Source organism: Streptomyces sp. NPDC032721 (genome assembly GCF_055579625.1).
Window position 1 is genome coordinate 57,764 of sequence record NZ_JBVIMX010000024.1, and the last position, 22,928, is coordinate 80,691.

The 22,928-nt window shown below is 70.5% G+C and carries 22 protein-coding genes and 1 tRNA gene; 13 read left to right on the forward strand and 10 right to left on the reverse strand.

Annotated features, from left to right (window positions below; genetic code table 11):
* Nucleotides 1–189 precede the first annotated feature (189 nt).
* Together ACZ5PB_RS36700 and ACZ5PB_RS36705 are read right to left on the reverse strand one after the other, a co-directional pair.
* The gene (locus ACZ5PB_RS36700; protein ID WP_468697321.1) at nucleotides 190–1,257 is read right to left on the reverse strand and encodes a C40 family peptidase; all 1,068 of its coding nucleotides are present in this window, start codon (nucleotides 1,255–1,257) and stop codon (nucleotides 190–192) included.
* 267 nt (nucleotides 1,258–1,524) lie between these two features.
* Nucleotides 1,525–2,373, reverse strand: coding sequence for a class I SAM-dependent methyltransferase (locus tag ACZ5PB_RS36705; protein WP_468697323.1), 849 nt, complete (start codon nucleotides 2,371–2,373; stop codon nucleotides 1,525–1,527).
* Nucleotides 2,374–2,604: 231 nt separating this feature from the next.
* Between ACZ5PB_RS36705 and mshA the strand changes: the two genes are divergently transcribed.
* Both mshA and ACZ5PB_RS36715 read left to right on the forward strand, forming a co-directional pair.
* Nucleotides 2,605–3,957, forward strand: coding sequence for a D-inositol-3-phosphate glycosyltransferase (gene mshA, locus ACZ5PB_RS36710; RefSeq protein WP_468697324.1), 1,353 nt, complete (start codon nucleotides 2,605–2,607; stop codon nucleotides 3,955–3,957).
* The gene (locus ACZ5PB_RS36715) at nucleotides 3,950–4,450 is read left to right on the forward strand and encodes a type III secretion system chaperone family protein (RefSeq protein ID WP_468697326.1); all 501 of its coding nucleotides are present in this window, start codon (nucleotides 3,950–3,952) and stop codon (nucleotides 4,448–4,450) included. The genes mshA and ACZ5PB_RS36715 overlap by 8 nt, the downstream gene beginning before the upstream one ends.
* A gap of 8 nt (nucleotides 4,451–4,458) precedes the next feature.
* Here ACZ5PB_RS36715 and ACZ5PB_RS36720 read toward each other — a convergent pair whose 3' ends face one another.
* On the reverse strand, nucleotides 4,459–5,781 hold the full coding sequence (locus ACZ5PB_RS36720) for an MDR family MFS transporter (RefSeq protein WP_468697328.1): 1,323 nt from the start codon (nucleotides 5,779–5,781) through the stop codon (nucleotides 4,459–4,461).
* A gap of 175 nt (nucleotides 5,782–5,956) precedes the next feature.
* Here ACZ5PB_RS36720 and ACZ5PB_RS36725 point away from each other — a divergent pair, with 175 nt between their 5' ends.
* Nucleotides 5,957–6,718: a phosphoglyceromutase gene (locus ACZ5PB_RS36725; RefSeq protein ID WP_468697330.1), complete on the forward strand. Its 762-nt coding sequence runs from the start codon at nucleotides 5,957–5,959 to the stop codon at nucleotides 6,716–6,718.
* A gap of 96 nt (nucleotides 6,719–6,814) precedes the next feature.
* Here ACZ5PB_RS36725 and ACZ5PB_RS36730 read toward each other — a convergent pair whose 3' ends face one another.
* Both ACZ5PB_RS36730 and phoU read right to left on the reverse strand, forming a co-directional pair.
* The gene (locus ACZ5PB_RS36730) at nucleotides 6,815–6,949 is read right to left on the reverse strand and encodes a hypothetical protein (protein ID WP_468697332.1); all 135 of its coding nucleotides are present in this window, start codon (nucleotides 6,947–6,949) and stop codon (nucleotides 6,815–6,817) included.
* 151 nt (nucleotides 6,950–7,100) lie between these two features.
* Nucleotides 7,101–7,781 carry a phosphate signaling complex protein PhoU gene (gene phoU / locus ACZ5PB_RS36735; protein WP_468697333.1) on the reverse strand — a complete coding sequence of 227 codons (681 nt, stop codon included), beginning with the start codon at nucleotides 7,779–7,781 and terminating at the stop codon, nucleotides 7,101–7,103.
* Between the two features lie 214 nt (nucleotides 7,782–7,995).
* Here phoU and phoR point away from each other — a divergent pair, with 214 nt between their 5' ends.
* Nucleotides 7,996–9,306, forward strand: coding sequence for a two-component system sensor histidine kinase PhoR (phoR, locus tag ACZ5PB_RS36740; RefSeq protein ID WP_468697462.1), 1,311 nt, complete (start codon nucleotides 7,996–7,998; stop codon nucleotides 9,304–9,306).
* Nucleotides 9,303–9,983 (forward strand): two-component system response regulator PhoP, encoded by a 681-nt coding sequence (gene phoP / locus ACZ5PB_RS36745; RefSeq protein WP_266652519.1) that lies wholly within the window; start codon nucleotides 9,303–9,305, stop codon nucleotides 9,981–9,983. The genes phoR and phoP overlap by 4 nt, the downstream gene beginning before the upstream one ends.
* Nucleotides 9,984–10,068: 85 nt before the next feature.
* On the opposite strand, the gene ACZ5PB_RS36750 is transcribed toward phoP, so the two are convergent.
* Nucleotides 10,069–10,761 (reverse strand): copper chaperone PCu(A)C domain-containing protein, encoded by a 693-nt coding sequence (locus ACZ5PB_RS36750; RefSeq protein WP_468697335.1) that lies wholly within the window; start codon nucleotides 10,759–10,761, stop codon nucleotides 10,069–10,071.
* Between the two features lie 569 nt (nucleotides 10,762–11,330).
* Between ACZ5PB_RS36750 and ACZ5PB_RS36755 the strand changes: the two genes are divergently transcribed.
* The 7 genes from ACZ5PB_RS36755 to ACZ5PB_RS36785 all read left to right on the forward strand — a co-directional run bounded on the left by ACZ5PB_RS36755 (nucleotide 11,331) and on the right by ACZ5PB_RS36785 (nucleotide 18,477).
* A complete protein-coding gene (locus ACZ5PB_RS36755) occupies nucleotides 11,331–11,813 on the forward strand; it encodes a CarD family transcriptional regulator (protein ID WP_003953493.1) in 483 nt (160 codons plus the stop codon).
* Between the two features lie 302 nt (nucleotides 11,814–12,115).
* Complete coding sequence (gene ispD, locus ACZ5PB_RS36760; RefSeq protein WP_468697337.1) at nucleotides 12,116–12,916, forward strand: 2-C-methyl-D-erythritol 4-phosphate cytidylyltransferase; 801 nt, start codon at nucleotides 12,116–12,118, stop codon at nucleotides 12,914–12,916.
* A complete protein-coding gene (gene ispF / locus ACZ5PB_RS36765) occupies nucleotides 12,906–13,406 on the forward strand; it encodes a 2-C-methyl-D-erythritol 2,4-cyclodiphosphate synthase (protein ID WP_468697339.1) in 501 nt (166 codons plus the stop codon). Before ispD ends, ispF begins: the two co-directional genes overlap by 11 nt.
* 215 nt (nucleotides 13,407–13,621) lie before the next feature.
* Nucleotides 13,622–14,026, forward strand: coding sequence for a PPOX class F420-dependent oxidoreductase (locus ACZ5PB_RS36770; protein ID WP_468697340.1), 405 nt, complete (start codon nucleotides 13,622–13,624; stop codon nucleotides 14,024–14,026).
* A gap of 113 nt (nucleotides 14,027–14,139) precedes the next feature.
* Nucleotides 14,140–15,540, forward strand: coding sequence for a cysteine--tRNA ligase (cysS, locus tag ACZ5PB_RS36775; RefSeq protein ID WP_468697342.1), 1,401 nt, complete (start codon nucleotides 14,140–14,142; stop codon nucleotides 15,538–15,540).
* A gap of 134 nt (nucleotides 15,541–15,674) precedes the next feature.
* Entirely contained in the window at nucleotides 15,675–16,631 is a 957-nt protein-coding gene (gene rlmB / locus ACZ5PB_RS36780; protein WP_468697344.1) for a 23S rRNA (guanosine(2251)-2'-O)-methyltransferase RlmB, read from the forward strand.
* A 166-nt stretch (nucleotides 16,632–16,797) separates the two neighbouring features.
* A complete protein-coding gene (locus tag ACZ5PB_RS36785) occupies nucleotides 16,798–18,477 on the forward strand; it encodes a DoxX family protein (RefSeq protein ID WP_468697345.1) in 1,680 nt (559 codons plus the stop codon).
* Nucleotides 18,478–18,551: 74 nt separating this feature from the next.
* Here the strand turns inward: ACZ5PB_RS36785 and ACZ5PB_RS36790 are convergent, their stop codons facing one another.
* From ACZ5PB_RS36790 to ACZ5PB_RS36800, 3 genes are all read right to left on the reverse strand, one after another.
* Nucleotides 18,552–19,298, reverse strand: a complete 747-nt coding sequence (locus ACZ5PB_RS36790) for a nucleotidyltransferase family protein (protein WP_468697347.1) — start codon at nucleotides 19,296–19,298, stop codon at nucleotides 18,552–18,554.
* A gap of 93 nt (nucleotides 19,299–19,391) precedes the next feature.
* Entirely contained in the window at nucleotides 19,392–19,808 is a 417-nt protein-coding gene (locus ACZ5PB_RS36795) for a hypothetical protein (RefSeq protein WP_468697348.1), read from the reverse strand.
* Nucleotides 19,809–20,024: 216 nt separating this feature from the next.
* Entirely contained in the window at nucleotides 20,025–21,164 is a 1,140-nt protein-coding gene (locus ACZ5PB_RS36800; RefSeq protein WP_468697350.1) for an ABC transporter ATP-binding protein, read from the reverse strand.
* 182 nt (nucleotides 21,165–21,346) lie between these two features.
* Between ACZ5PB_RS36800 and ACZ5PB_RS36805 the strand changes: the two genes are divergently transcribed.
* A tRNA-Thr gene (locus tag ACZ5PB_RS36805) sits at nucleotides 21,347–21,420 on the forward strand.
* A gap of 79 nt (nucleotides 21,421–21,499) precedes the next feature.
* On the opposite strand, the gene ACZ5PB_RS36810 is transcribed toward ACZ5PB_RS36805, so the two are convergent.
* On the reverse strand, nucleotides 21,500–22,906 hold the full coding sequence (locus tag ACZ5PB_RS36810) for an NAD(P)/FAD-dependent oxidoreductase (RefSeq protein ID WP_468697352.1): 1,407 nt from the start codon (nucleotides 22,904–22,906) through the stop codon (nucleotides 21,500–21,502).
* Nucleotides 22,907–22,928: the final 22 nt, after the last annotated feature.

Sequence of the window (22,928 nt, forward strand, 5' to 3'; positions counted from 1 at the left end):
CCGGTCATATGCCGGGGTTTTCACCCGCCGCTGCCCAGGCATAAGCCGCTTCCCGCCACGCATCCGACGCCGCTCAGACCCCCGGGCGCTCATGACAAAGATCACGCCACGGACCGGTGCGCGGCGGGCGCCGCGAAGACGCTTCCCGCCCCGGTCCCAGCCCGGTCCCGCCCCGGCCCCGGCCCGGTCCTAGCCCGGGCGGACCACCCCGAGTATCGGCATCGAGCCCGCTCCCGCGATCGTCACGTTCCGCCCCGGCCGGGGCGCGTGGACGATCGCTCCGTCGCCCACGTACATCCCGATGTGGCTCGCGTCGGAGAAGTACACGATCAGGTCGCCGGGACGCATCTGCGAGACCGGCACCTTCGGCAGCAGCCGCCACTGCTCCTGCGAGGTGCGCGGTATGTCGCGGCCCGCCGACGCCCACGCCTGCTGGGTGAGGCCGGAGCAGTCGAAGCCGCCGGGGCCTTCCGCTCCCCAGATGTACGGCTTGCCGATCTGGTCCGTGGCGTACCCGATCGCCTGCCGGCCCTGTGCCGTCGCCGCCCCGCCCTTGCCGCCCTTGAGCGCCCCCGAGCCCAGCCAGGCCGACTGCGCGCGGTACTGCTCGTCCTGCTCCAGCTGGAGCATCCGGTCCCGCTCCTTCACCTCAAGGCGGGACTCCAGCTTCTCGGCGGCGTCGATCTGCTTCTTGACCTCTTTCTGCGCCTTCTCCTTGCGCTTGCGGTTGGCCTCCAGCTTCTCCCACTGGCTGGAAGCGTCCTTGGAGTACGTCCGCAAGTCCTCCTGGGTGCGGGTCAGTTCGTCCAGCATCCGCTTGACCGCCTGCTGCCCCTGCTTCATCTGGCCCGCGCCGCGCAGGAAGTAGTCCGGGTTGCCGCTCAGCATCAGCTGGGCGCTCTTGGGCACCCCGCCCGTCCGGTACTGGGCGCGGGCCTGCGCGCCGAGCCGGTCCTTGAGCTTCTCGATCCGCTGCTCGCCCGCCACGATCGACCGGGCCAGCTTCACGATCTCGCCGGACTGGCTCTGCGCCTGGTCCTCGGCCAGGTTGTACGAGTCGGTGGCTACGGCCGCCTTCCGGTACAGCTCCGCTATCTCTCTTCGCACCTGGTCCAGGCTCTTGTCCCCGTCGCCCCCGGCCGCGGGCGGCGGCGGAGCGGGGTCGGCGGACGCCTGCCCCGGCGCGACGAGCACGCTCAGGGCGCAGACCAGCGCGAGCGCGGCGGCGGCACGGTGGCGTCGGGTCGGTCGGTTCATGAGCTCCCCCCGGAACAGGTCGTAAGTCGAAGGCCGGGCCGGAAGACCGACCCATATCTGATTTACCGTCAGTAACTTGGCGACGCTCCGGCGATGCTGCCACGCCTCCCGCAAAAGCGACAGAGGCGGCAACGACATCCCCTCACGACCCCCAGGAACCTTCCGGCCCTTCCGTGCACACCCGCACTCCCGTGCACACTCGTCCGACGAACGAGATCGACATCCCGTTCCCCGAATTCCCCCGCCGCCCCGAAAGACGTCAGTTATTCACCGGTACGTGGCATTCCGGGGCGCCAGCGCCTCCCAGCGCACCGTCACCTCGCCCTGCCGCCACCGCCGTTCCCCGTCCGCCGGGGCATGCCCGGTGGGGGAGTGCGGCCCGGTCACCGGCCAGTCCGCCGACAGGTCCCGCACCGCCCTGATCCACCGCTGCCGCGCCCCCAGCGACGAGAACGGCGCCGACGCCGCCCACGCCCGGTCGAAGTCCCGCAGGAACGCGTGCACCGGCTCCCCCGGCACGTTCCGGTGGATCAGCGCCTTCGGCAGCCGCTCCGCCAGGTCCGAGGGGCGCCCGAGCGACCCCAGCCGCGTCGCGAACGTCACCGTCCTCGGCCCGGCGGGACCCAGCGCCACCCACACGTGCCGCCGCCCGATCTCGTCGCAGGTCCCCTCCACCAGCAGCCCGCCCGGGGCCAGCCGGTCGCAGAGCCGCCGCCAGACGGCGGCCACCTGTTCCTCGTCGTACTGTCGAAGGACGTTCGCCGCGCGGATCAGCACCGGCCGCCGGTCACCGTCCAGCGGCACCTCGAAGCCGCCGTGCCGGAAGGTCAGCCCCTCCCGCTCGTACGGCTTCGCGCCACTCACCCGCGCGGGCTCGATCTCGATGCCGACCACCTCGACGCCGGGCGCCGCCCCCCGCAGCCGCCCCAGCAGCTCCACCGCTGTCCACGGCGCGGCCCCGTAACCGAGGTCCACCGCCACCGCTCCCGGCGTACGCAGCAGCTCGGGGCCGTGCACGGCGGCGATCCAGCGGTCCATCCGGCGCAGCCGGTTCGGGTTGGTGGTCCCGCGGGTGACGGCGCCGACCGGGCGCGAGGGGGACGTGCGGGAAACCATGGAAGGAGCCTAAGCGGAACGCGCGCACCGGGAGCGCAACGTAATGATTTGGCAAAACGGAAATGGACCGGGGAATTCCGCTGTTCACCCCGTTGGAAAGGGCCACGCGCCCCGCTGAGCCCTGCCCACAGCACTTCCCCAGCACCGTCCAAGCACCGCCCGAGCACCCCGCCCGAGCACCCCGCCCGAGCCTGGCCCCGAGCCCGCCCCCTGTCGAGGAGGACCGTCGACGTGAGCCAGTACGTCTCCCGACTCACCGGCACACTGGCCGCGGCGGCCCCGCCCCGCCTGCGCCTCCCCGGCAGCGCCCCGCGCAAGCCGCGCCGGATAGCCATGCTCAGCGTGCACACCTCACCCCTGCACCAGCCGGGAACCGGCGACGCGGGCGGCATGAACGTCTACATCGTCGAGCTCGCCAAGCGCCTCGCGGCGATCAACATCGAGGTCGAGATCTTCACCAGGGCCACCACCGGCGGCCTCCCGCCCAGCGTGGAACTGGCCCCCGGCGTCCTCGTACGGCACGTGGACGCCGGCCCCTACGAAGGACTCGCCAAGGAAGAGCTGCCCGCCCAGCTCTGCGCCTTCACCCACGGCGTGATGCAGGCCTGGGCAGGCCAGCGCCCCGGCTACTACGACCTCGTGCACTCCCACTACTGGCTCTCCGGCCACGTCGGCTGGCTCGCCGCCGAACGCTGGGGCGTCCCCCTCGTGCACGCCATGCACACCATGGCCAAGGTCAAGAACGCCTCGCTCGCCGAGGGCGACACCCCCGAGCCCGCCGCCCGCGTCATCGGCGAGACCCAGATCGTCCGCGCCGCCGACCGCCTCATCGCGAACACCGCGGAGGAGGCCGACGAACTGGTCCGCCACTACGAGGCCGACCCCGGCCACGTCGCCGTCGTCCACCCCGGCGTGAACCTGGACCGCTTCCGCCCCGCCGACGGCCGCGCCGCCGCCCGGGCCCGCCTCGGCCTCCCGCAGGACGCCTTCGTCCCCCTCTTCGCGGGCCGCATCCAGCCCCTCAAGGCCCCCGACATCCTGCTCCGCGCCGTCGCCGTGCTCCTCGCCGAGGACCCCTCGCTGCGTACGAAGCTGGTGGTGCCGGTCGTCGGCGGCCCCAGCGGCAGCGGCATGGCCAAGCCGGAGAAGCTCCAGAAGCTGGCGGCCCGCCTGGGCATCGCCGACGTGGTCCGCTTCCGCCCGCCGGTCGGCCAGGACCGCCTCGCGGACTGGTTCAGGGCCGCCTCCGTCCTCGTCATGCCCTCGTACAGCGAGTCCTTCGGCCTGGTCGCGATCGAGGCCCAGGCCGCCGGGACGCCGGTGGTCGCCGCCGCGGTCGGCGGCCTGCCCGTCGCCGTACGGGACGACCTGACCGGAATCCTCGTCGAGGGCCACGACCCGGCGGCCTACGCACGCGCCCTGCGCCGCCTCATCGACCACCCCGAGCTCACCTCCCGGATGGGCGACGCCGCCGCCCGGCACGCCCAGGCCTTCGGCTGGGACACCGCCGCGTCGGCCACCGCCGACGTCTACACCGCGGCGATGCACGAACACCGCCGCCACGTACGCTCGCACCATGGCTGAGACACCGGACGCGACACGGGAAACGCTCGAAACGACCCTCAAAGAGGCCGGGCTGGAGTGGGAGAGCCCCCGGCCTGGCTCCTACGTCGTCACCCTCCCCGGCACCCGCAAGCTCTCCACGACGGTCTCGCTGATCATCGGGAAGCACTCCCTCTCGCTCAACGCCTTCGTCATCCGCCACCCCGACGAGAACGACGCGGCCGTCCACCGCTGGCTCCTGGAGCGGAACCTGAAGCTGTACGGGGTGAGTTACGCGATCGACTCCCTCGGCGACATCTACCTCGCGGGCAAGCTCCCGCTCTCGGCCGTCACCCCCGACGAGATCGACCGCCTCCTGGGCTCGGTGCTCGAAGCCGCCGACGGCAGCTTCAACACCCTCCTGGAACTCGGTTTCGCGTCCGCGATCCGCAAGGAGTACGCGTGGCGGGTCTCGCGGGGCGAGTCCACCCGCAACCTGGATGCCTTCACCCACCTCACCCGCCCCCGCGACTGACCCGGCCGTCACGCCCCCGGCATGACCCCCGCAGCCGGCCCCTTGTCCTTGGCCTGCTGTCCCTCCGCGGGGGAGGCATGCTCGCCCGGCGCCCCCTCCGGCAGCCCCCGCATCAACAGCCAGTAGCCGGCCGCCGCGAGCGTCCCGATCACCGCGCAGGCCCCCCACAGCCACTCGGACCCGAACCGGTCGATCACGTACCCGCCCATCAGCGGGGCGGCCAGCGCCGCCACCGACCAGGACAGCGTGTACATCCCCTGGTAGCGGCCGCGCCCGTGGACGGGCGAGAGCCGTACCACCAGGCCCATCTGGACGGGCGAGTTGATGATCTCGGCGAGCGTCCACACGCACACCGTCAGGACGTACACCCCGAGCGATCCGGCGAACGCCGTGAGCCCGAAGCCGTACCCCGCCAGCAGCGACGAGAGGACCATCAGCCGGCGCGGGTCGCGGTGCTCGATGAAGCGGGTGACCGGGATCTGGAGCACCACGATCAGCACCCCGTTGGCCGCGATGGCCGTGCCGAAGTCCACGCTGCTGAAGCCGTCGGCCCCCATGGCGACGGGCAGCGCCACGTACCCCTGCTGGAAGATCAGGGCGACCAGGAACGACAGCCCCACCACACTCATGAAGCGCCCGTCCCGCAGCACCGTCCCCAGCCCGGTCCGGGGTTCGGCGGCCTTCTCGGCGACCGTCCGCACGGGCCGGGTCTCCGGCAGCTTCACGAAGACGACGACCGCGCAGAACAGCGTCATCGCGGCCTCGATGAGGAAGCCCGCCAGGTAGCTGTACTCGGCCAGGAAACCGGCGCCCGCCGACGAGACCGCGAACCCGAGGTTGATCGCCCAGTAGTTGAGCGAGAACGCCCGCACCCGGTCCTCGGGCTTCACGATGTCCGCCATCATCGCCTGCACGGCCGGCCGCGAGGCGTTGGACGCCATGCCCACCAGGAAGGCCACCCCCGCGATCGCCACCGGGTGCTCCATGAAGCCGAGCAGCGCGACGGAGAAGGCCGTCGACAGCTGCGCGATCAGCATCGTGGGCCGCCGGCCCAGCCGGTCGGTCATCACCCCGGCGCCCAGCGACGAGACGACGCCGCCGAGCCCGTGCAGGGCGGCGACCAGGCCCGCGTACGTCGCCGAGTAGCCGCGCTCCAGCGTCAGGTAGAGCGCCATGAAGGTGGCGACGAACGCCCCCAGCCGGTTGACCAGCGTGCTCGTCCACAGCCACCAGAACGCCCGGGGCAGCCCCGAGACGCTCTCGCGCAGCGCACGTACCGGACGCAGCGGACGCATCGGTCCGCCGGACCTGGACATCCCTGTGACGGACATCGGACTCCTCCAGGGATGTAAGTGGCTCTGGCAGCAAGCGCAAATTACTGACGCGGCCGCCCGGCCCGCCACTCAATTGACGAAGGTCCTCAATCCACGGTCCGGCCGTCCCTTACCGCACGATCCGTCCCCGCGGGCGCGCAGGGTGGCCGAAATGTCGATTACGCTCGTACGCATGGCCGACGCACCGTACAAGCTGATCCTCCTCCGCCACGGCGAGAGCGAATGGAACGCGAAGAACCTGTTCACCGGCTGGGTGGACGTCAACCTCACCGAGAAGGGCGAGAAGGAAGCCGTACGGGGCGGTGAGCTGCTGACCGCCGCCGGTCTGCTCCCCGACGTACTGCACACCTCGCTCCAGAAGCGCGCCATCCGCACCGCCCAGCTCGCGCTGGAGTCCGCGGACCGCCACTGGATCCCGGTCCACCGCAGCTGGCGCCTGAACGAGCGTCACTACGGCGCCCTCCAGGGCAAGGACAAGGCGCAGACCCTCGCCGAGTTCGGCGAGGAGCAGTTCATGCTCTGGCGCCGCTCGTACGACACCCCGCCGCCGGCCCTTGAGGACGGCACCGAGTTCTCGCAGTCGGACGACGCCCGCTACGCCACGATCCCCTCTGAGCTGCGCCCGCGCACCGAGTGCCTCAAGGACGTCGTCGAGCGCATGCTGCCGTACTGGTACGACGGCATCGTCCCGGACCTCCTCGACGGCAAGACCGTCCTGGTCGCCGCCCACGGCAACAGCCTGCGCGGCCTGGTCAAGCACCTCGACGGCATCTCCGACGAGGACATCTCCGGCCTGAACATCCCGACCGGCATCCCGCTCTACTACGAGCTCGACGCCGACTTCCGCCCGGTCACCAAGGGCGGCAAGTACCTCGACCCGGACGCGGCGGCCGCGGCCATCGAGGCCGTCAAGAACCAGGGCAAGAAGAAGTAACGCCCACAAGCCACGCGAAAGGCCCCCGGCAGCGGATCTCCGCCGTCGGGGGCCTTTTCGTCGATGCCGGCGGCCGTCGATGCCGTCGGCCGGTGGTCAGCCGCAGCTGCCGCCGCACTGGCAGCCGCCGCCCGACTGGCAGCCGCACTGGCAGCTCGGGCCGCAGCCGCAGGAGAGCGTCCCGCCCGGGGGAGCCGTCACCGCGGGGACGGTGGGGGTGAGCAGAGCCATGGGTCCTCCTCGTAGGCAAGGCAGGGGGTGCAGCCGTACGGCCGCCCCCATCCCTATCCATTGCATGCCCAGCCCGAGGGCGCATCAACAGCGCGCGGAAGCACACGAGTCGATGCGCCCTGCACGGGAGTGGTGCTCTCGCGCCCGCTTTCTAGGCCTGCGCGGTCTCGCCCTGGGCCGCCTGGATCTCGTCCGCGTGCTCGCCCGTCACCAGGTACACCACGCGCTTGGCCACCGAGACCGCGTGGTCCGCGAAGCGCTCGTAGTAGCGGCCGAGGAGGGTGACGTCGACGGCGGTCTCGATGCCGTGCTTCCAGCGGTCGTCCATCAGGTGCTGGAAGAGGGTGCGGTGCAGGCTGTCCATCTCGTCGTCGTCCTGCTCCAGCTGGAGGGCCAGGTCGACGTCCTTGGTGATGATGACCTCCGCCGACTTCGCCATCAGGCGCTGTGCCAGCTGCCCCATCTCCAGGATGGTCGCGTGCAGGTCGTTCGGTACGGCGGTGGCCGGGAAGCGCAGCCGGGCCAGCTTCGCCACGTGCTGCGCGAGGTCGCCGGAGCGCTCCAGGTCGGCGCTCATCCGCAGCGAGGTGACGACGATGCGCAGGTCGGTGGCGACCGGCTGCTGGCGGGCGAGGAGGGCGATGGCGCGCGCCTCCAGGTCGTGCTGGAGGTCGTCCACCTTCTGGTCGGCGGCGATGACGCTCTCCGCCAGCTTCAGGTCCGCGTCGAGCATGGCCGTGGTGGCCCGCCCTATCGCGGACCCGACGAGGCGGGCCATCTCGACCAGGTCCTCGCCGATGGAGTCCAGTTCCTCGTGGTACGCGTCCCGCATGGGTGTCCCTACTTCCTGACTTCTCTGCAGTGGTGATTTCCGGGGTCTGGCGGGGCTCCGGCCCCCACATTCCCACCATCTGTCCGGTACGCGTCCGGTTACGGCCGACCAAGTGAACCAGCACCATCCCCTTGGTGAACTCTGGGCGACGAACGTTCGAGCTGACACCCATTCGCTTGGGGCCATGTCAGTGACCAGGCATAACCTGGTGCACATGGACGTGAACGCGGCAGTGGCCGCAGCAGCAGCGATAGCCGGACTGTGCACCGGCATCATCGCCATGCTCGCGTTCCGCTGGAGCGAGCGCGAGCAGAAGCGGCCCACCCGCTCCTCCGCCCTGCGCCCCGAGGCGAACGGCACCCTGCCCCCGGGCGTGGACACGGTCCTCTCCGTGCTGCGCTCCTCCGCCGTCGTGCTCGACGAGAGCGACAACGTGGTGAAGGCCAGCTCCGCCGCGTACGCCCTGGGCCTGGTCCGGGGCGGGAAGCTGGCGGTCGAGCCGATGATGCACATGGCCAGGGACACCAGGAGGGACGGCGAGATACGCCAGGTCGAGCTGGACCTGCCCCGCCGGGGGACCGGCCGCGGCGAGGCCCTGGCGGTGTCCGCGCGGGTCGCCCCGCTCGGCTCCCGCCTCGTACTCCTGCTGGTCGAGGACCTCACCGAGGCCCGTCGCATCGAAGCGGTACGACGCGACTTCGTCGCCAACGTCAGCCACGAGCTCAAGACCCCGGTCGGCGCGCTCTCGCTGCTCTCCGAGGCCGTCATGGACGCCTCGGACGACCCGGAGGCGGTCACCCGTTTCGCGGGCCGGATGCAGATCGAGGCGACCCGGCTCACCTCACTGGTCCAGGAGCTCATCGACCTCTCCCGGGTGCAGAACGACGACCCGCTGGAGGACTCGGAGCCGGTACGGGTGGACGAGCTGGTCGCCGAGGCCATCGACCGCAGCCGCCACACCGCCTCCACCAAACAGATCACCATGCAGGCCGGCGGCACCTCCGGACTCCACGTCTGGGGCAACCGCGGCCAGCTCGCCGCCGCCCTCGGCAACCTCGTCGAGAACGCCGTGAACTACAGCTCCGCCCGCACCCGCGTTGGCATCGCCGCCCGCCGGGTGTCCGCCCCCGGCGGCGACCTCATAGAGATAGCCGTCACCGACCAGGGCATAGGCATCTCCGAGCGCGACCGCGAGCGGGTCTTCGAGCGGTTCTACCGCGTCGACCCGGCCCGCTCCCGCGCCACCGGAGGTACGGGCCTGGGCCTGGCCATCGTCAAGCACGTGGCCGCCTCGCACGGCGGGGAGGTCACCGTGTGGAGCTCCGAGGGACAGGGCTCCACCTTCACCCTGCGGCTGCCCGAAGCGGGCTCCGTCAGGGAGGCCAGGGTGGAACACACCCCGGGCCGCCCCCTCGTCGGACCCGACGACGTCGAGGAGTTCGACGACGAACCCGCCGACGGCCCCGATGACACCACCGAGACTCCCATCCGCGCTCACACCCCTGCCCCGGAGGTCCTTCCGTGACCCGAGTGCTCGTCGTCGAGGACGAGGAATCCTTCAGCGACGCCCTGTCCTACATGCTCCGCAAGGAGGGCTTCGAGGTCGCCGTGGCGGCCACCGGCCCCGACGGCCTCGACGAGTTCGAGCGCAACGGCGCCGACCTCGTCCTGCTCGACCTGATGCTGCCCGGCCTGCCCGGCACGGAGGTCTGCCGCCAGCTGCGCGTGCGCTCCAACGTGCCCGTCATCATGGTCACCGCCAAGGACAGCGAGATCGACAAGGTCGTCGGCCTGGAAATAGGAGCCGACGACTACGTCACCAAGCCCTTCTCCTCCCGCGAGCTGATCGCCCGCATCCGCGCCGTCCTGCGCCGCAGGGGAGAGCCGGAGGAGGTCACTCCGGCCGCCCTGGAGGCCGGCCCGGTCCGGATGGACGTGGACCGTCACGTCGTCACGGTCGGCGGCGCCAAGATCGACCTCCCGCTGAAGGAGTTCGACCTCCTGGAGATGCTGCTGCGCAACGCGGGCCGCGTGCTGACCCGTATGCAGCTCATCGACCGGGTCTGGGGCGCGGACTACGTCGGCGACACCAAGACCCTCGACGTCCACGTCAAGCGCCTGCGCGCCAAGATCGAGCCGGACCCGGGCGCCCCGCGCTACCTGGTCACGGTGCGCGGCCTGGGCTACAAGTTCGAGCCGTAAACCGCCCCGCTCCTCCTGAGCCTGTACGGGGAAGGGCCCCGCCGGATCGCTCCGGCGGGGCCCTTCCTCATGTCGTACGGGTACGTCAGCGGGCCGGGGTGCCGCTCGGGGTGCCGGACGGGGAGCCGGTCGCGCCGGCCGCGGGCTTGGTCGGCTTCGTGCCCGGGGCGCCGGTCGCCGTGGCGGACGGCGAGCCGCTCGCGGGGGCCGACGGCGTGCCCGAGGGGGCGGCCGGGACCTTCTCGGGGCCGTAGCCCTCGAAGTGGCCGACGGCGGGGACGACGAAGGCGCGCAGCGTCACGTTGCCGGTCTCGCTGAAGCTGAAGGTGACGGGCTGGGCGTTGCCGTTCTGCGCGGCCTCGCGGCCGTTCTGGACGACGGCGGACGCGTTGTCCTTGCCGCCGATGACGACGGAGCCGCCGGCCGGCACGGTGATCTTGCCGGTGAGGCCCTTGGCCGGGGTCAGCTTCACCTCGGCGCTGCTGCCGCCGAGCTTGACCGCGTCCAGGGTCTGCGGCTTGTCACCGTTGTTGAAGAGCGTCGCGGCGACGACCGCGGGGCCCTCGCCGACGGCGTGACCCTTGGCCTTCTCGCGGGGCTGCGTGATCACCGTGACGTTCTGGAGCTTGATCTTGCCGTCGTCGACGGAGGTCGCGGCGTTGTCCGGCTTGATGGCCAGCGTCTGTGCGTCGTTGCCAGCACCGCATGCGGCGAGCGAGGCGATCGAGAACGCGAGGGCGGTAGCGGCGAGAGTGCCGCGTCGAAGGCTGCGGCTCACGGCGGCGGCAACTCCTAGGACGTTACGGGCGGTGGACGTGATGCGCGCTTAGGTTACCGAGCCGGTGACCGGCCGACGCACCCGACCCGCCCCTCCCCGCCGGGCACCCCCGAGAGGTGCGCGGAGCGACGGCCCCGGCATTGCCCCGGCCTCCCCCGAGTACGACCGGGGGGTGTGCGCGGTGGCCGTATTTTGTGCAGGGTTCCATGGCTTGAATTCGAGGGGAATGCGGGACGGCGGGAATTGATCAAGACGGTGCGTTGATCAATTCGGGATTGCCGCCGTACGGGTGATCGATCTCCGAACGGAGTAGACGAAGTTCACCTTGTGGAACCCGGCAAACCGGGACGTTCAGCCCCTCTGTGAGCCTCTGCGGTGCGTGTAACGTGCGCGTTTCTCGTCGCCCGCAGAGCCGCTCCCACCTGCGAATACCGTCTTCCGGAAGCCTGCCGCAGCACGTTCCTGTTGTAGTTGTCAAGCCCCGAGATATGCCCTGACCTGCGGAAACGCCATTCAGAACAAGCAGTTTCCGTGTTACTCTGGATAGCCACGGAAGGGGTACCTGTCACATGACGTTCAAGGTTGGCGACACCGTGGTCTATCCCCATCACGGGGCCGCGCTGATCGAGGCCATTGAGACTCGCCAGATCAAAGGCGTGGACAAGACCTACTTGGTGCTCAAGGTCGCCCAGGGCGACTTGACGGTTCGTGTACCGGCGGACAATGCGGAGTTCGTCGGCGTTCGCGATGTGGTTGGGCAGGACGGGCTGGACCGGGTCTTCGAGGTGCTGCGCGCACCGTACGCAGAAGAGCCGACGAACTGGTCCCGTCGTTACAAGGCAAATCTGGAGAAGCTCGCTTCTGGCGATGTCATCAAGGTCGCCGAAGTGGTGCGTGACCTGTGGCGTCGTGAGCGCGAGCGTGGTCTCTCCGCCGGCGAGAAGCGCATGCTCGCGAAGGCGCGCCAGATTCTGGTGAGCGAGCTGGCCCTCGCGGAGAACACCAATGAGGACAAGGCCGAGGCCCTGCTGGACGAGGTTCTCGCGTCGTAACTCTCGCGTGTGCGCCGTGAGGCGTGCGCGCGTTTGATTTGTTGTGATGCCGCGATGTCCGCCGGTTGACTGTGTCCGCAGTCCGCCGACGGACATCGCGGCATCATTTTTCTCTTCAAAGATCGTTTCCGCATGCGGTGCGTTGCGGTGTTGATGAAGTGCCGGTGCGGCTCCCTGGACGGCTGTCACGGAAGGGGCCGGTCAGAGCGCAGCGCGCGGCACTCCACCCAGGCCTTGCGACCAGGGGGTACCCCCCAGGCCATACCCATGCCGGGCGAGGCGACAAACCTCCGGAGTAGCCGATGACAGTCGAAGACACCCCTGCAAGCGCTTCCCCCGCTTCCCCTGGTGATCCTGGGCGCGGTACGGGCGGCCGTACCGCCGCCGTGATCCCCGCCGCGGGCCGTGGCACGCGGCTCGGCCCCGGCGCCCCCAAGGCGCTGCGCGCGCTCAACGGGACCCCGATGCTGATTCACGCCGTGCGCGCGATGGCCGCCTCGCGGTACGTCGCACTGGTGGTCGTGGTGGCCCCGTCCGACGGGGCGGGCGAGGTCAAGGCCATGCTCGACGAGTACGGGCACGCGCTGCCCGAGCGCACCGATTTCCTGGTCGTGCCGGGCGGCGACACCCGGCAGGAGTCGGTGAAGCTCGGCCTCGACGTACTGCCCGACGACATCACCGCCGTACTGGTGCACGACGCGGCACGCCCGCTGGTTCCGGTGGACACCGTCGACGCCGTGATCGAGGCGGTACGGGGCGGGGCGCCGGCGGTGGTGCCCGCGCTGCCGCTGGCCGACACCGTCAAGCAGGTCGAACCCCGTACCGACGGCACGGCCGAACCGGTCGTCGCCACTCCCGAGCGCGCGCTGCTGCGCGCCGTACAGACACCGCAGGGCTTCGACCGGGCGACGCTGGTGCGCGCGCACGAGACCGTACCGGCGAGCGGTGAGGGTGCGACGGACTGCGCGGGGATGGTGGAGCGGCTCGGGGCACCGGTGGTGGTGGTCCGGGGGCACGAAGAGGCGTTCAAGGTGACCCGGCCGCTCGATCTGGTGCTGGCCGAGGCGGTACTCGCACGGAGGAGGGCCAACGATGGCTTCTGAGAATGTGGTCGGTCCGGTGATTCCGCTGGTCGGGATCGGGACCGACATTCACGCTTTCGAGCGTGGGCGTGAGCTGTGGTGCGCGGGGCTGCACTGGGAGGGCGAGGAGTTCGGGCTCGCCGGGCACTCGGACGCGGACGTGGTCGCGCACGCGGCGTGCGACGCGCTCTTCTCGGCGGCGGGGGTCGGCGACCTCGGTGCGCACTTCGGGACCGGGCGTCCCGAGTGGGCCGGGGCGTCCGGCGTGACGCTGCTGACCGAGGCGGCGCGGATCGTACGGGCCGAGGGCTTCGAGATCGGGAACGTGGCGGTGCAGGTGGTGGGGGTGCGGCCGAAGGTCGGGAAGCGGCGGGAGGAAGCGCAGAAGGTGTTGAGCGGGGCGGTGGGGGCGCCGGTTTCGGTGTCGGGGACGACTAGTGACGGGCTTGGGCTTACGGGGAGGGCGGAGGGGTTGGCGGCGATTGCCACGGCGTTGGTTTATCGGCGCTGAGTTGGGGGGGTGTGGGGTGGGGCCGTGGCGGAGGGGGGCGGGGTCGGGGGGTTCGGCTCCGCCGGGGGCCGCCCCCTTGCCCGCCCGTTCCGCCCCCGGGGGGCGGCCCCGCCGCCCAAGGAGGCTCGGGGCTCGGGCGTGGGGGCGGCTTTGGGGGTGGGGGGCAGGGTAGAGGTAGGGGCACGGAATTGTGTCTTTTCGGAAGGATCATGCTCATGTCTGCCGCGCTCAGCGACCAGCTCAAGGCACTGCTCGACAGCCCCGTCTTCATCACCGTCGCCACCATCCAGCCCGACGGCAGCCCCCAGGTATCGCCGGTCTGGGTGAAGCGGGACGGGGACGACGTGTTGTTCTCGACCACGATCGGGCGGCGGAAGGAGAAGAACCTGCGCCGCGATCCGCGCGTCACCGTGCTGGTGCAGCCCTTCGACGCCCCGTACAGCTACGCCGAGATCCGCGGTACCGCCGAGATGACCACCGAGGGCGGCCAGGAGCTCATCGACGAGCTGGCGGTGAAGTACACCGGCAAGAAGTACGCCGAGTTCAACCCGTCGTCCGTCAACGACGACGCCCGGGTGGTCGTCCGGGTCCGCGCCCGCAAGGTCGTCGGCAGCATCTGAGTTCCCGGGGGCCGGACACCGCCGGAACACCCCCGCCCCGGCCGCAGGTATCCGATGCGTAACCGGGGCGGGGACCGGCCCGCGCTACGCCAAACACTCAGTACCCTTGTGGGGTGACTATTCGCCTGTACGACACCAGCGCCCGGCAGACGCGTGACTTCACCCCCCTCATCCCGGGCTGTGTCTCGATCTACCTGTGTGGCGCTACCGTGCAGGGCGCCCCGCACATCGGGCACATCCGGTCCGGACTGAATTTCGACATCATGCAGCGGTGGTTCACCTACCGCGGCTACGACGTCACCTTCATCCGCAACGTCACCGACATCGACGACAAGATCATCGCGAAGTCGGCCGAGCAGGACCGCCCGTGGTGGGCCATCGGTTACGAGAACGAGCGCGTCTTCAACGACGGCTACACCGCCCTCGGCTGCCTGCCGCCCACCTACGAGCCCCGCGCCACCGGTCACATCACCGAGATGGTCGAGATGATGCAGGGCCTGATCGAGCGCGGGCACGCGTACGAGGCCGACGGCAGCGTCTACTTCGACGTCCGCTCGTACGACGGCTACCTGGAGCTCTCCAACCAGGACCTGGACGACCTGCGCCAGCCCGCCGAGGAAGGCATCACCGGCAAGCGCGACCCCCGCGACTTCGCCATGTGGAAGGCCGTCAAGCCCGGCGAGCCCAGTTGGCAGTCGCCCTGGGGCCGCGGGCGTCCCGGCTGGCACCTGGAGTGCTCGGCCATGGCGCACAAGTACCTCGGCCGGGCTTTCGACATCCACGGCGGCGGGATCGACCTGATCTTCCCGCACCACGAGAACGAGATCGCCCAGGCCAAGGCGTTCGGCGACGACTTCGCCAACTTCTGGGTGCACAACCACTGGGTGACGATGGCCGGCGAGAAGATGGCCAAGTCCCTCGGGAACTCGGTCCTGGTCAGCGAGATGGTCAAGGCCTGGCGCCCCATCGTGCTGCGCTACTACCTCGGCACTCCGCACTACCGCTCCGCCATCGAGTACAGCGAGGAGGCCCTGCGCGAGGCCGAGTCCGCGTTCGCGCGGATCGAGGGATTCGTGCAGCGGGTGGTGGAGAAGGCCGGGGGCGTCGTGGAGCCCGCAGCCGAGGTGCCGCCCGCGTTCGCCGAGGCCATGGACGACGACCTCGGGGTCCCGCAGGCGCTGGCGATCATCCACACCACCGTCCGGCAGGGCAATTCCGCCCTGGCGGCGGACGACAAGGAAGCCGCCGTCGAGCGCCTGGCGGAGGTCCGCGCGATGCTCGGGGTTCTCGGTCTGGACCCGCTTGACGCACACTGGGCGGGCGAGTCCGATCGCGGCGAGGACCTCCACGGGGTCGTCGACACTCTCGTACGGCTCGTACTCGACCAGCGTCAGTCCGCGCGCGAGCGCAAGGACTGGGCGGCGGCCGACGCCATCCGCGACCAGCTCCAGCAGTCGGGACTGGTCATCGAGGACAGCCCGTCGGGGCCGAGGTGGACCCTCGGGCCCCGGTAGTACCAGGGCTTTCCGCAGTGCCCCCAGGGGCATTCCGATGTGCCGCCCGGAGCGCCGGGCGGCACACTTTCATGTACGACGTAGACGATCTGCATCACCATGTGGATCGCCGGATCCACAGGAAACAGGTAGTCATGGCCGGCAACAGCCAACGCAGGAACCGCCGCACCGCCAACAAGAAGGGCATGCAGGTCGGCAGCGGCGGTCAGCGCCGCAAGGGGCTTGAGGGCAGGGGCCCGACCCCGAAGGCGGAGGACCGCAAGAAGCACAAGGCGAACCGTCTCGCCAGCGCCAAAGCCAAGCACGCGCTGGCCCGCCGCCCCGCCCCGCGCCGCGGCGGCAGCAAGGGCACCTCCGAGATGGTCGTCGGCCGCAACCCGGTCTACGAGGCCCTGCGCGACGGCGTCCCCGCCATCACGCTCTACGTGCAGCAGTACATCGACAACGACGAGCGGGTCCGCGAGATCCTCCAGCTCGCCGGTGAGCGCGGCAAGATCAACCTGATGGAGGCGCCGCGCGCCGAGCTGGACCGGATGACCAACGGCCTCAACCACCAGGGCGTCGTCCTCCAGGTCCCGCCGTACGAGTACGCCCACCCGCAGGACCTGGTGGACGCCGCGTACGACAACCACGAGGAGCCGATGATCGTCGCGCTGGACGGCGTGACCGACCCGCGCAACCTCGGCGCCATCGTCCGCTCCGTCTCCGCCTTCGGCGGCCACGGCGTGGTCGTGCCCGAGCGGCGTGCCGCCGGCATGACCGCCGGTGCCTGGAAGTCCTCGGCCGGTACGGCCGCCCGTACGCCGGTCTCCCGCGTCACCAACCTGACCCGGGCCCTGGAGGAGTACAAGAAGGCCGGCATCACGGTCGTCGGCCTGGCCGCCGACGGTGAGCACAAGGTCGAGGACCTGGAACAGCTCGCGGGCCCGGTCTGCATCGTCATCGGAGGCGAGGGCAAGGGCCTGGGCCGTCTCGTCGGCGAGACCTGCGACTACCGCGTCCGCATCTCGATGCCGGGCGGTGCCGAGTCCCTGAACGCCGGTGTCGCGGCGGGGATCGTGCTGTACGAAACGGCGCGTCGCCGGAAGTAAGCGACATAAGTGCGATAGAGGGCCCCGGGAATCGGTCGAGCTGATCCGGGGCCCTCTTCGTCTACCTGCGTTGACCTGCGAGGTCCGTGGGAACGTGCTGATTTGACGGGTCTCGGACAGATCGGTGCCGTCAAGGCAGTGTCCTAAGCACACATCACTCGGTTAGATGAGTGTGGACACCAGAACACCCGGGTTCGACGATCAGCCCGCACTGAGCATGGTCAAGGTGCCCTGCGACCCGGCGCAGGTCATCGTCAACCACGCCAGTTTCCGCGTGCAGCTCGCTCCGAGTACCGCGCGCTCCTCCGGCGCGCGGGGTGCGCTGGCGGAGACCGCGATGATGCCGGCGATGAGCGGGGCCGGGGCGGCCGCGGTGGGTGGTGCGGCCGCGGCCGGTGCCGCCGCCGGGCGCCGCCGGGCACCCGTCGTGTGGTCGGGGAAGTCAGCGCCGGGCGACCCCGGCGCGGGCGGGCTCCTCCAGGCCGTACGGAACTCGACCGCGACCGCGACCCGCCCCGGCGGCCCAGGTGCCGGCGGTCCGGGCCCCGACGGCCTCGACCTCGACGCGGGCGCCACCCAGCTGATCCCGCGCATCGGTGCCGCCGGCGCCACCCCCGACGAGACCATGCAGAACCCGGTCGTCGGCGGTCCGGGCGACGGCGGGCCGCAGACCCGGATGCTGCCCAGGATGCGGCAGGCCGAGGGCGCGTACGACAGTTACGAGTCCGAGGAACTCCCGTACGACGACGAGGGGGAGCCGGAGGAGCGCGGGACGCGCGGTGACGGGCGTTCCCGGCACTCCTTCTATCCCGACCGGCGGATGAACCTCGGGGTGGTGCTGCTGCCGCTCCGGATCTTCCTCGGCTTCATCTCCATCTACGCCGGCATGGGCAAGCTCTGCGACCCCGTCTTCTTCGACGGCGGCGAGCGCGGCTCCATGGTCAAGTGGCTCAACTCGCTGCACCCGTGGGCGCTCGCCGAGCCGCTCAGGGAGCTCGCGCTCCAGCACCCGGTCGGTGCCGGGCTCACCGTGGCGTTCCTCCAGGTCATCGTCGGTGTGCTGACGATCCTGGGGCTGTGGCAGCGGGTCGCGGGCGTGCTCGGGACGCTGCTGTCGGCGGCGCTGCTGCTGACGGTGAGCTGGAAGAGCGTCCCGGCGTACGACGCGCCGGACATCATCTACCTGGCCGCCTGGTCGCCGCTGATCATCGCGGGCGCCCCGGTGTACTCCCTGGACTCCCGGCTCGCGGGCGAGGCCTGGCGCACGCTGGGTCCGCGCAGCGAGGTGTGGGAGCTGCGGCGCCGGGTGCTGCGGCGCGGGTTCCTGATGGTGGCGCTGGTGGTCGGGCTGACCCTGCTGGTCGGTTCCGTGCTCGGCGGGGCCGTCCGGTCCGCCGAGGTCGTCGTACCGGGGCCGGAGGACGACCCGGTCAACCACCTGCCCGGCCGGCCGCTCCCCAAGGAGCCCGGTGCCAAGCGCACCGGCGAGGTGCCGCGCAAGCAGAAGCCGTCGCCCACGGCCAGCGGTTCCGCTTCGCCGTCGGCCCGGCCCAGTTCCTCGGGCAGCCCGCGCGCCTCCACCACGGCGGGTGCGACGGCCGGTCCCAGCGAGACCCGCGGCAGCACGGGCCGTACCCCCACCCGGGAGTCGGGCCCGGCCGCGACCACGGCGGGACCGCCCGCCACCAGCACGGCGGGCCCCACGTCCAGCGGCGGCAGCAACGGCGGCTCCAGCACCGGCGGTTCGGACTCCGGCGGCTCCGGCTCCGGCGGTTCGGGCGGGGGGAGCAACGGGGGCTCCGGCGGCGGTGGCGAGGACAAGGTGATCGGCGGACTGCTCGGCTAGCGAGTTCCGTACGGCAGGTATGAGCAGGACGCGGGGCCCGGCACTTTCCGAAGTGCCGGGCCCCGCGTCGTACGTCAACCGCGCTGGGAGGCAAGCTCCTTGGCGGCCTCGGTCAGGTCCTTGGCGGTGTCGATGGCCCGCCAGTACGCGCCCTGCGGCAGCGGGAAGCCGGCCAGGCTGCGGGAGCGGGCGAGGCGGGGGAACGTGGTGCGCTCGTGGTCGCCCAGGTCCGGCAGGAGGGCGGTGAAGGCCGCCGAGAAGACGTACACGCCCGCGTTGATCAGGTACGGGGACGGCGGCGACTCGATGAAGTCGGTGATGTGGCCGAAGGCGTCGGTCTCGACGGCGCCCCACGGGATGCGGGGGCGGGCCAGGGCGAGGGTGGCGGTGGCGTCGCGCTCGGCGTGGAAGGCGGCCATCTCGCGCAGCGAGAACCGGGTCCAGATGTCGCCGTTGGTGGCGTACCAGGGCTGCTCGGGGTGCGGGAGGCGGCGGGCCGCGTACTTGAGGCCGCCGCCGCGTCCCAGCGGCTGGGTCTCTACGACCGTCGTGACGCGCAGGGGGAGTTCGGAGGCGTTCTCGGCGAGCCAGTCCTGGAGGACCTCGGCGAGGTGGCCGCAGGAGACGACGGCGTCAGTGACGCCTTCCGCCGCCAGCCAGGAAAGCTGATGGCCGATGATCGGAGTCCCGGTTCCGGGAATCTCGACCATCGGCTTGGGGCGGTCGTCGGTGTACGGCCGCAGCCGCGAGCCCTGTCCGCCGGCCAGTACGACGGCCTGCGTGGGTGTCGCGGGCGTGCTGTGGGGGAGGGGTGCTGTCATACGGGGGACGATATGCGGCGCATGGGGCGCCGCAGGGCACTGTCAGGGCCTTCGTCTTCGTCGGCTTCGCCGGATGCGGGCAGTCCGTCGCGGTCAGCTGTGGTGGTTCGCGACGCCGGTGGCGAAGGACGTGTCACAGACGGGGCGCGAATAGGACTGCGCACGTGTGGGACCGTAGTGGGAGACGGCGGCACGGCCGAGCGCGCGGGCGATCGACATGCAGTGCTTGGCCAGCGAGGGGCGGCGCTCGACCTCGCGCTGGAGGTGCGTGAGGGCCGTGCCGGGGTCCTTTTCCTGAAGTTCCAGCAGCAGCCGGTCGCGCAGAATATCCTGCGGGGCACGGGACTTGGCCTTGGTGGAGACGTCCTCGGCGGACGCGGTCAGGATCTGGGACTCGGGAGTGCCGGCCACCCACGGGACGCGGGTGACGGCGAGGGTCCCGGAGAGCACCAGGACGACGGGCAGGACGAGGGCGAGAGTTCGGCCGATGCGGCGTGCTGTGTGGGTCACGCGAGTGAGCGTAGCGCCAGGTGACGATTTGGCGACATTCAGTCACCCTCATGGGGGATGGTTCGATGTCCCTTTTCGAATGGGGTGTTGACGTACAGAGATCGAAATGCCCGCTGTGCCGGGGTATTTGTCGACAGTCCGCAGGGTCGACCGTTAAACGCGTGAGGGGCCCCGCACCGAAGTGCGGGGCCCCTCACGGCAGTCGTACCTGCGAAATCAGTCGCTGAGGCGCTCGCCCGTCTTGGTGGAGAAGACGTGCATCTCGCCCGGGCGCGGGACGACGTGCAGCTCGGTGCCCTTGTCCGGGACGGCGCGGCCGTTCACACGGACGACCAGGTCCTTGTGCTCGCCGCTGACGTCGGCGGAGCCGTAGACGTAACCGTCGGCGCCGAGTTCCTCGACGACGTTGACGGAGACGGCCAGACCGGCCGGGGCGTCGTTGGTGTCCTTCGACAGCGACTTCGCGGCCTCGCCGCCGCCCAGCTCGACGATGTCGAAGTGCTCGGGGCGGACACCGACGGTGACGGTGGTGTCGCCCTTGTCGGCGGCGGCGGAGAGCGCCTCGCGGGAGACCGGGACGACGCTGTTGCCGAACTTCACGCCGCCGTCGGTGATCGGGACCTCGACCAGGTTCATGGCCGGGGAGCCGATGAAGCCGGCGACGAAGAGGTTGGCCGGGCGGTCGTACATGTTGCGCGGCGAGTCGACCTGCTGGAGCAGACCGTCCTTGAGGACCGCGACGCGGTCGCCCATGGTCATGGCCTCGACCTGGTCGTGGGTGACGTAGACCGTCGTGATCCCCAGGCGGCGCTGGAGCGAGGCGATCTGCGTACGGGTCGAGACGCGGAGCTTGGCGTCGAGGTTCGACAGCGGCTCGTCCATGAGGAAGACCTGCGGCTCACGGACGATCGCGCGGCCCATCGCGACACGCTGGCGCTGACCACCGGAGAGCGCCTTCGGCTTGCGGTCCAGGTACTCGGTGAGGTCGAGGATCTTCGCGGCCTCTTCGACCTTCTTGCGGATCTCCGCCTTGTTCACGCCGGCGATCTTCAGCGCGAAGCCCATGTTGTCGGCGACGGACATGTGCGGGTAGAGCGCGTAGTTCTGGAACACCATGGCGATGTCCCGGTCCTTCGGCGGCAGGTGCGTGACGTCGCGGTCACCGATGCGGATGGCGCCGCCGTTGACGTCCTCAAGACCCGCGAGCATGCGCAGGGAGGTCGACTTGCCGCAGCCGGAGGGACCGACGAGGACGAGGAACTCGCCGTCCGCGATGTCGATCTCCAGCTGGTCGACGGCGGGCTTGGTGGACCCCGGGTAGACGCGGGTCGCCTTGTCGAACGTGACTGTAGCCATGGTGATGTGCCCTTCTACCGGCAGGAACGTGCCGGACGATCCGAGTGGAAGGAGAATTGGTCTGGTCCACCTGGGTGGACTGTCGGTGACGCTACCCGGGGTTTCGGGTTCTGTCAGCAGTCCTGACCTGTGAAATCCGCTGTCCATGGCCGTGGGCTCTGAGGTTAGACTTCATCGCACGCGCCTCCTTAGCTCAGCTGGCCAGAGCAACGCACTTGTAATGCGTAGGTCATCGGTTCGAATCCGATAGGGGGCTCTGCGGGAAAGCCCCAGGTCACAGTTGATGTGACCTGGGGCTTTCGCGTTTTCCGGGGGAGCGCCGGGGCTCGGGTGGGTCAGGTGGCGGCGGGGTCCGGGGTCGTGGGGACGCGTTGCAGGGCGAGGTGGGGGGTGGTGATCAGCTGGAGGCCGTCGATGGGCTCCTCCACCTGGGCCAGCTGGGGCTGGGCGAGGAACAGGGGGCGGTTCTGGCCGGCTTCCTCGCCCTGCTGGATGCGGCGGGCCTCTTCCTCCAGTTCCGCGGAGACGACCCTCGTCGAGGCGTTGGTGGCCTCCCGGATGTCGGCGAGGCCGCCGATGACTTCGCCGAAGGCCTCCTCCTTGCCGGTCAGGTCCTTGCCGACGAGGCGGTCGGCGGTCCAGAAGAAGTCGTCCTTGCCGCGGTAGCCCTGGTACATGTTGCTGACCAGGGTCAGCATGCGGTTGTACGCGCGCTTGTAGGAGTACTCGAAGAAGCGCAGGCCTTCGGCCTCGGTGACCTCGCCCCGGGCGGCCGACGCGAGGGCTGCCGCGCCGACCATTCCGCCGTACATCGCGAAGTGGATGCCGCTGGAGAGGAGCGGGTCGAGGAAGCAGGCGGAGTCGCCGACCATGATGTAGCCGGGGCCGGAGAAGTCGTCCGCGATGTAGGAGTAGTCCGTCTCCACGCGGGCGTGCCCGGTGTAGGTGGCGTCGGACAGCAGGCCCTTTACCTCTACGGACTCGTCCAGGTAGGCGTGGTAGAGCGATTCGGTGTCCGCGTGCTGCCGCTTGTCCGCGGCGAACAGGTCCTTGTGCGTGACGAGGCCGACGCTGGTGCGGCCGCCGCCCAGCGGGATGACCCAGTACCAGCCCTTCGGGGAGGAAATCACGCTGATGCCGCCCTCGGGGCAGTCGGGCAGCGCGGCCGCGTTGTCCCAGTAGCCCCAGATCGCGACGTTGCGGAAGAGCTCGTGCTGCCTGCGGTTGCGCAGCTGCTTGCTCAGCAGGCCGGAGCGGCCGGAGGCGTCGACGAGGAAGTCGAAGTCGTCGATGGTGAACGTGGTGCCGTCCTCGGCCTTGCACTCGACCGCGGACGGGCGGCCGTCGGGGCCGAACTCCACCGACTTGGCGGTGATGCCGTGTTCGGCCTTGACGCCCTTGTCACGGGCGTTGTCCAGCAGGAACGTGTCGAAGCGGCCCCGGTCGACCTGCCAGGTGTGCACGTCCTTGCCGAATATCTTGCTCCAGTCGATCACCCAGGTGTCCTCGCCCCAGGCGAAGACGGCCCCGCGCTTGCGCTGGAAGTCGAGCTCGTCCAGCTTGTCCGCGACGCCCAGGATCTCCAGGACGGCTCGGCTGGCCGGGGTCAGGGACTCGCCGATGTGGTAGCGCGGGAAGTGCTGGCTCTCGATCAGCCGGACGGAGAAGCCCTCCTGCGCCAGGAAGGTCGCGGTGACCGATCCGGCCGGGCCGCCGCCCACTACCAGGACGTTTTTCGACACAGTTCTTTCCTTCACGTTCGTG

Bases quoted from the DNA above. Each gene is read 5' to 3' on its own strand.
- ACZ5PB_RS36700 (WP_468697321.1), bottom strand. From the start codon at position 1,257: ATGAACCGACCGACCCGACGCCACCGTGCCGCCGCCGCGCTCGCGCTG.
- ACZ5PB_RS36705 (WP_468697323.1), bottom strand. From the start codon at position 2,373: ATGGTTTCCCGCACGTCCCCCTCGCGCCCGGTCGGCGCCGTCACCCGC.
- ACZ5PB_RS36715 (WP_468697326.1), top strand. From the start codon at position 3,950: ATGGCTGAGACACCGGACGCGACACGGGAAACGCTCGAAACGACCCTC.
- ACZ5PB_RS36720 (WP_468697328.1), bottom strand. From the start codon at position 5,781: ATGTCCGTCACAGGGATGTCCAGGTCCGGCGGACCGATGCGTCCGCTG.
- ACZ5PB_RS36725 (WP_468697330.1), top strand. From the start codon at position 5,957: ATGGCCGACGCACCGTACAAGCTGATCCTCCTCCGCCACGGCGAGAGC.
- ACZ5PB_RS36730 (WP_468697332.1), bottom strand. From the start codon at position 6,949: ATGGCTCTGCTCACCCCCACCGTCCCCGCGGTGACGGCTCCCCCGGGC.
- phoU (WP_468697333.1), bottom strand. From the start codon at position 7,781: ATGCGGGACGCGTACCACGAGGAACTGGACTCCATCGGCGAGGACCTG.
- phoR (WP_468697462.1), top strand. From the start codon at position 7,996: ATGGACGTGAACGCGGCAGTGGCCGCAGCAGCAGCGATAGCCGGACTG.
- ACZ5PB_RS36755 (WP_003953493.1), top strand. From the start codon at position 11,331: ATGACGTTCAAGGTTGGCGACACCGTGGTCTATCCCCATCACGGGGCC.
- ispD (WP_468697337.1), top strand. From the start codon at position 12,116: ATGACAGTCGAAGACACCCCTGCAAGCGCTTCCCCCGCTTCCCCTGGT.
- ispF (WP_468697339.1), top strand. From the start codon at position 12,906: ATGGCTTCTGAGAATGTGGTCGGTCCGGTGATTCCGCTGGTCGGGATC.
- ACZ5PB_RS36770 (WP_468697340.1), top strand. From the start codon at position 13,622: ATGTCTGCCGCGCTCAGCGACCAGCTCAAGGCACTGCTCGACAGCCCC.
- rlmB (WP_468697344.1), top strand. From the start codon at position 15,675: ATGGCCGGCAACAGCCAACGCAGGAACCGCCGCACCGCCAACAAGAAG.
- ACZ5PB_RS36785 (WP_468697345.1), top strand. From the start codon at position 16,798: ATGAGTGTGGACACCAGAACACCCGGGTTCGACGATCAGCCCGCACTG.
- ACZ5PB_RS36790 (WP_468697347.1), bottom strand. From the start codon at position 19,298: ATGACAGCACCCCTCCCCCACAGCACGCCCGCGACACCCACGCAGGCC.
- ACZ5PB_RS36800 (WP_468697350.1), bottom strand. From the start codon at position 21,164: ATGGCTACAGTCACGTTCGACAAGGCGACCCGCGTCTACCCGGGGTCC.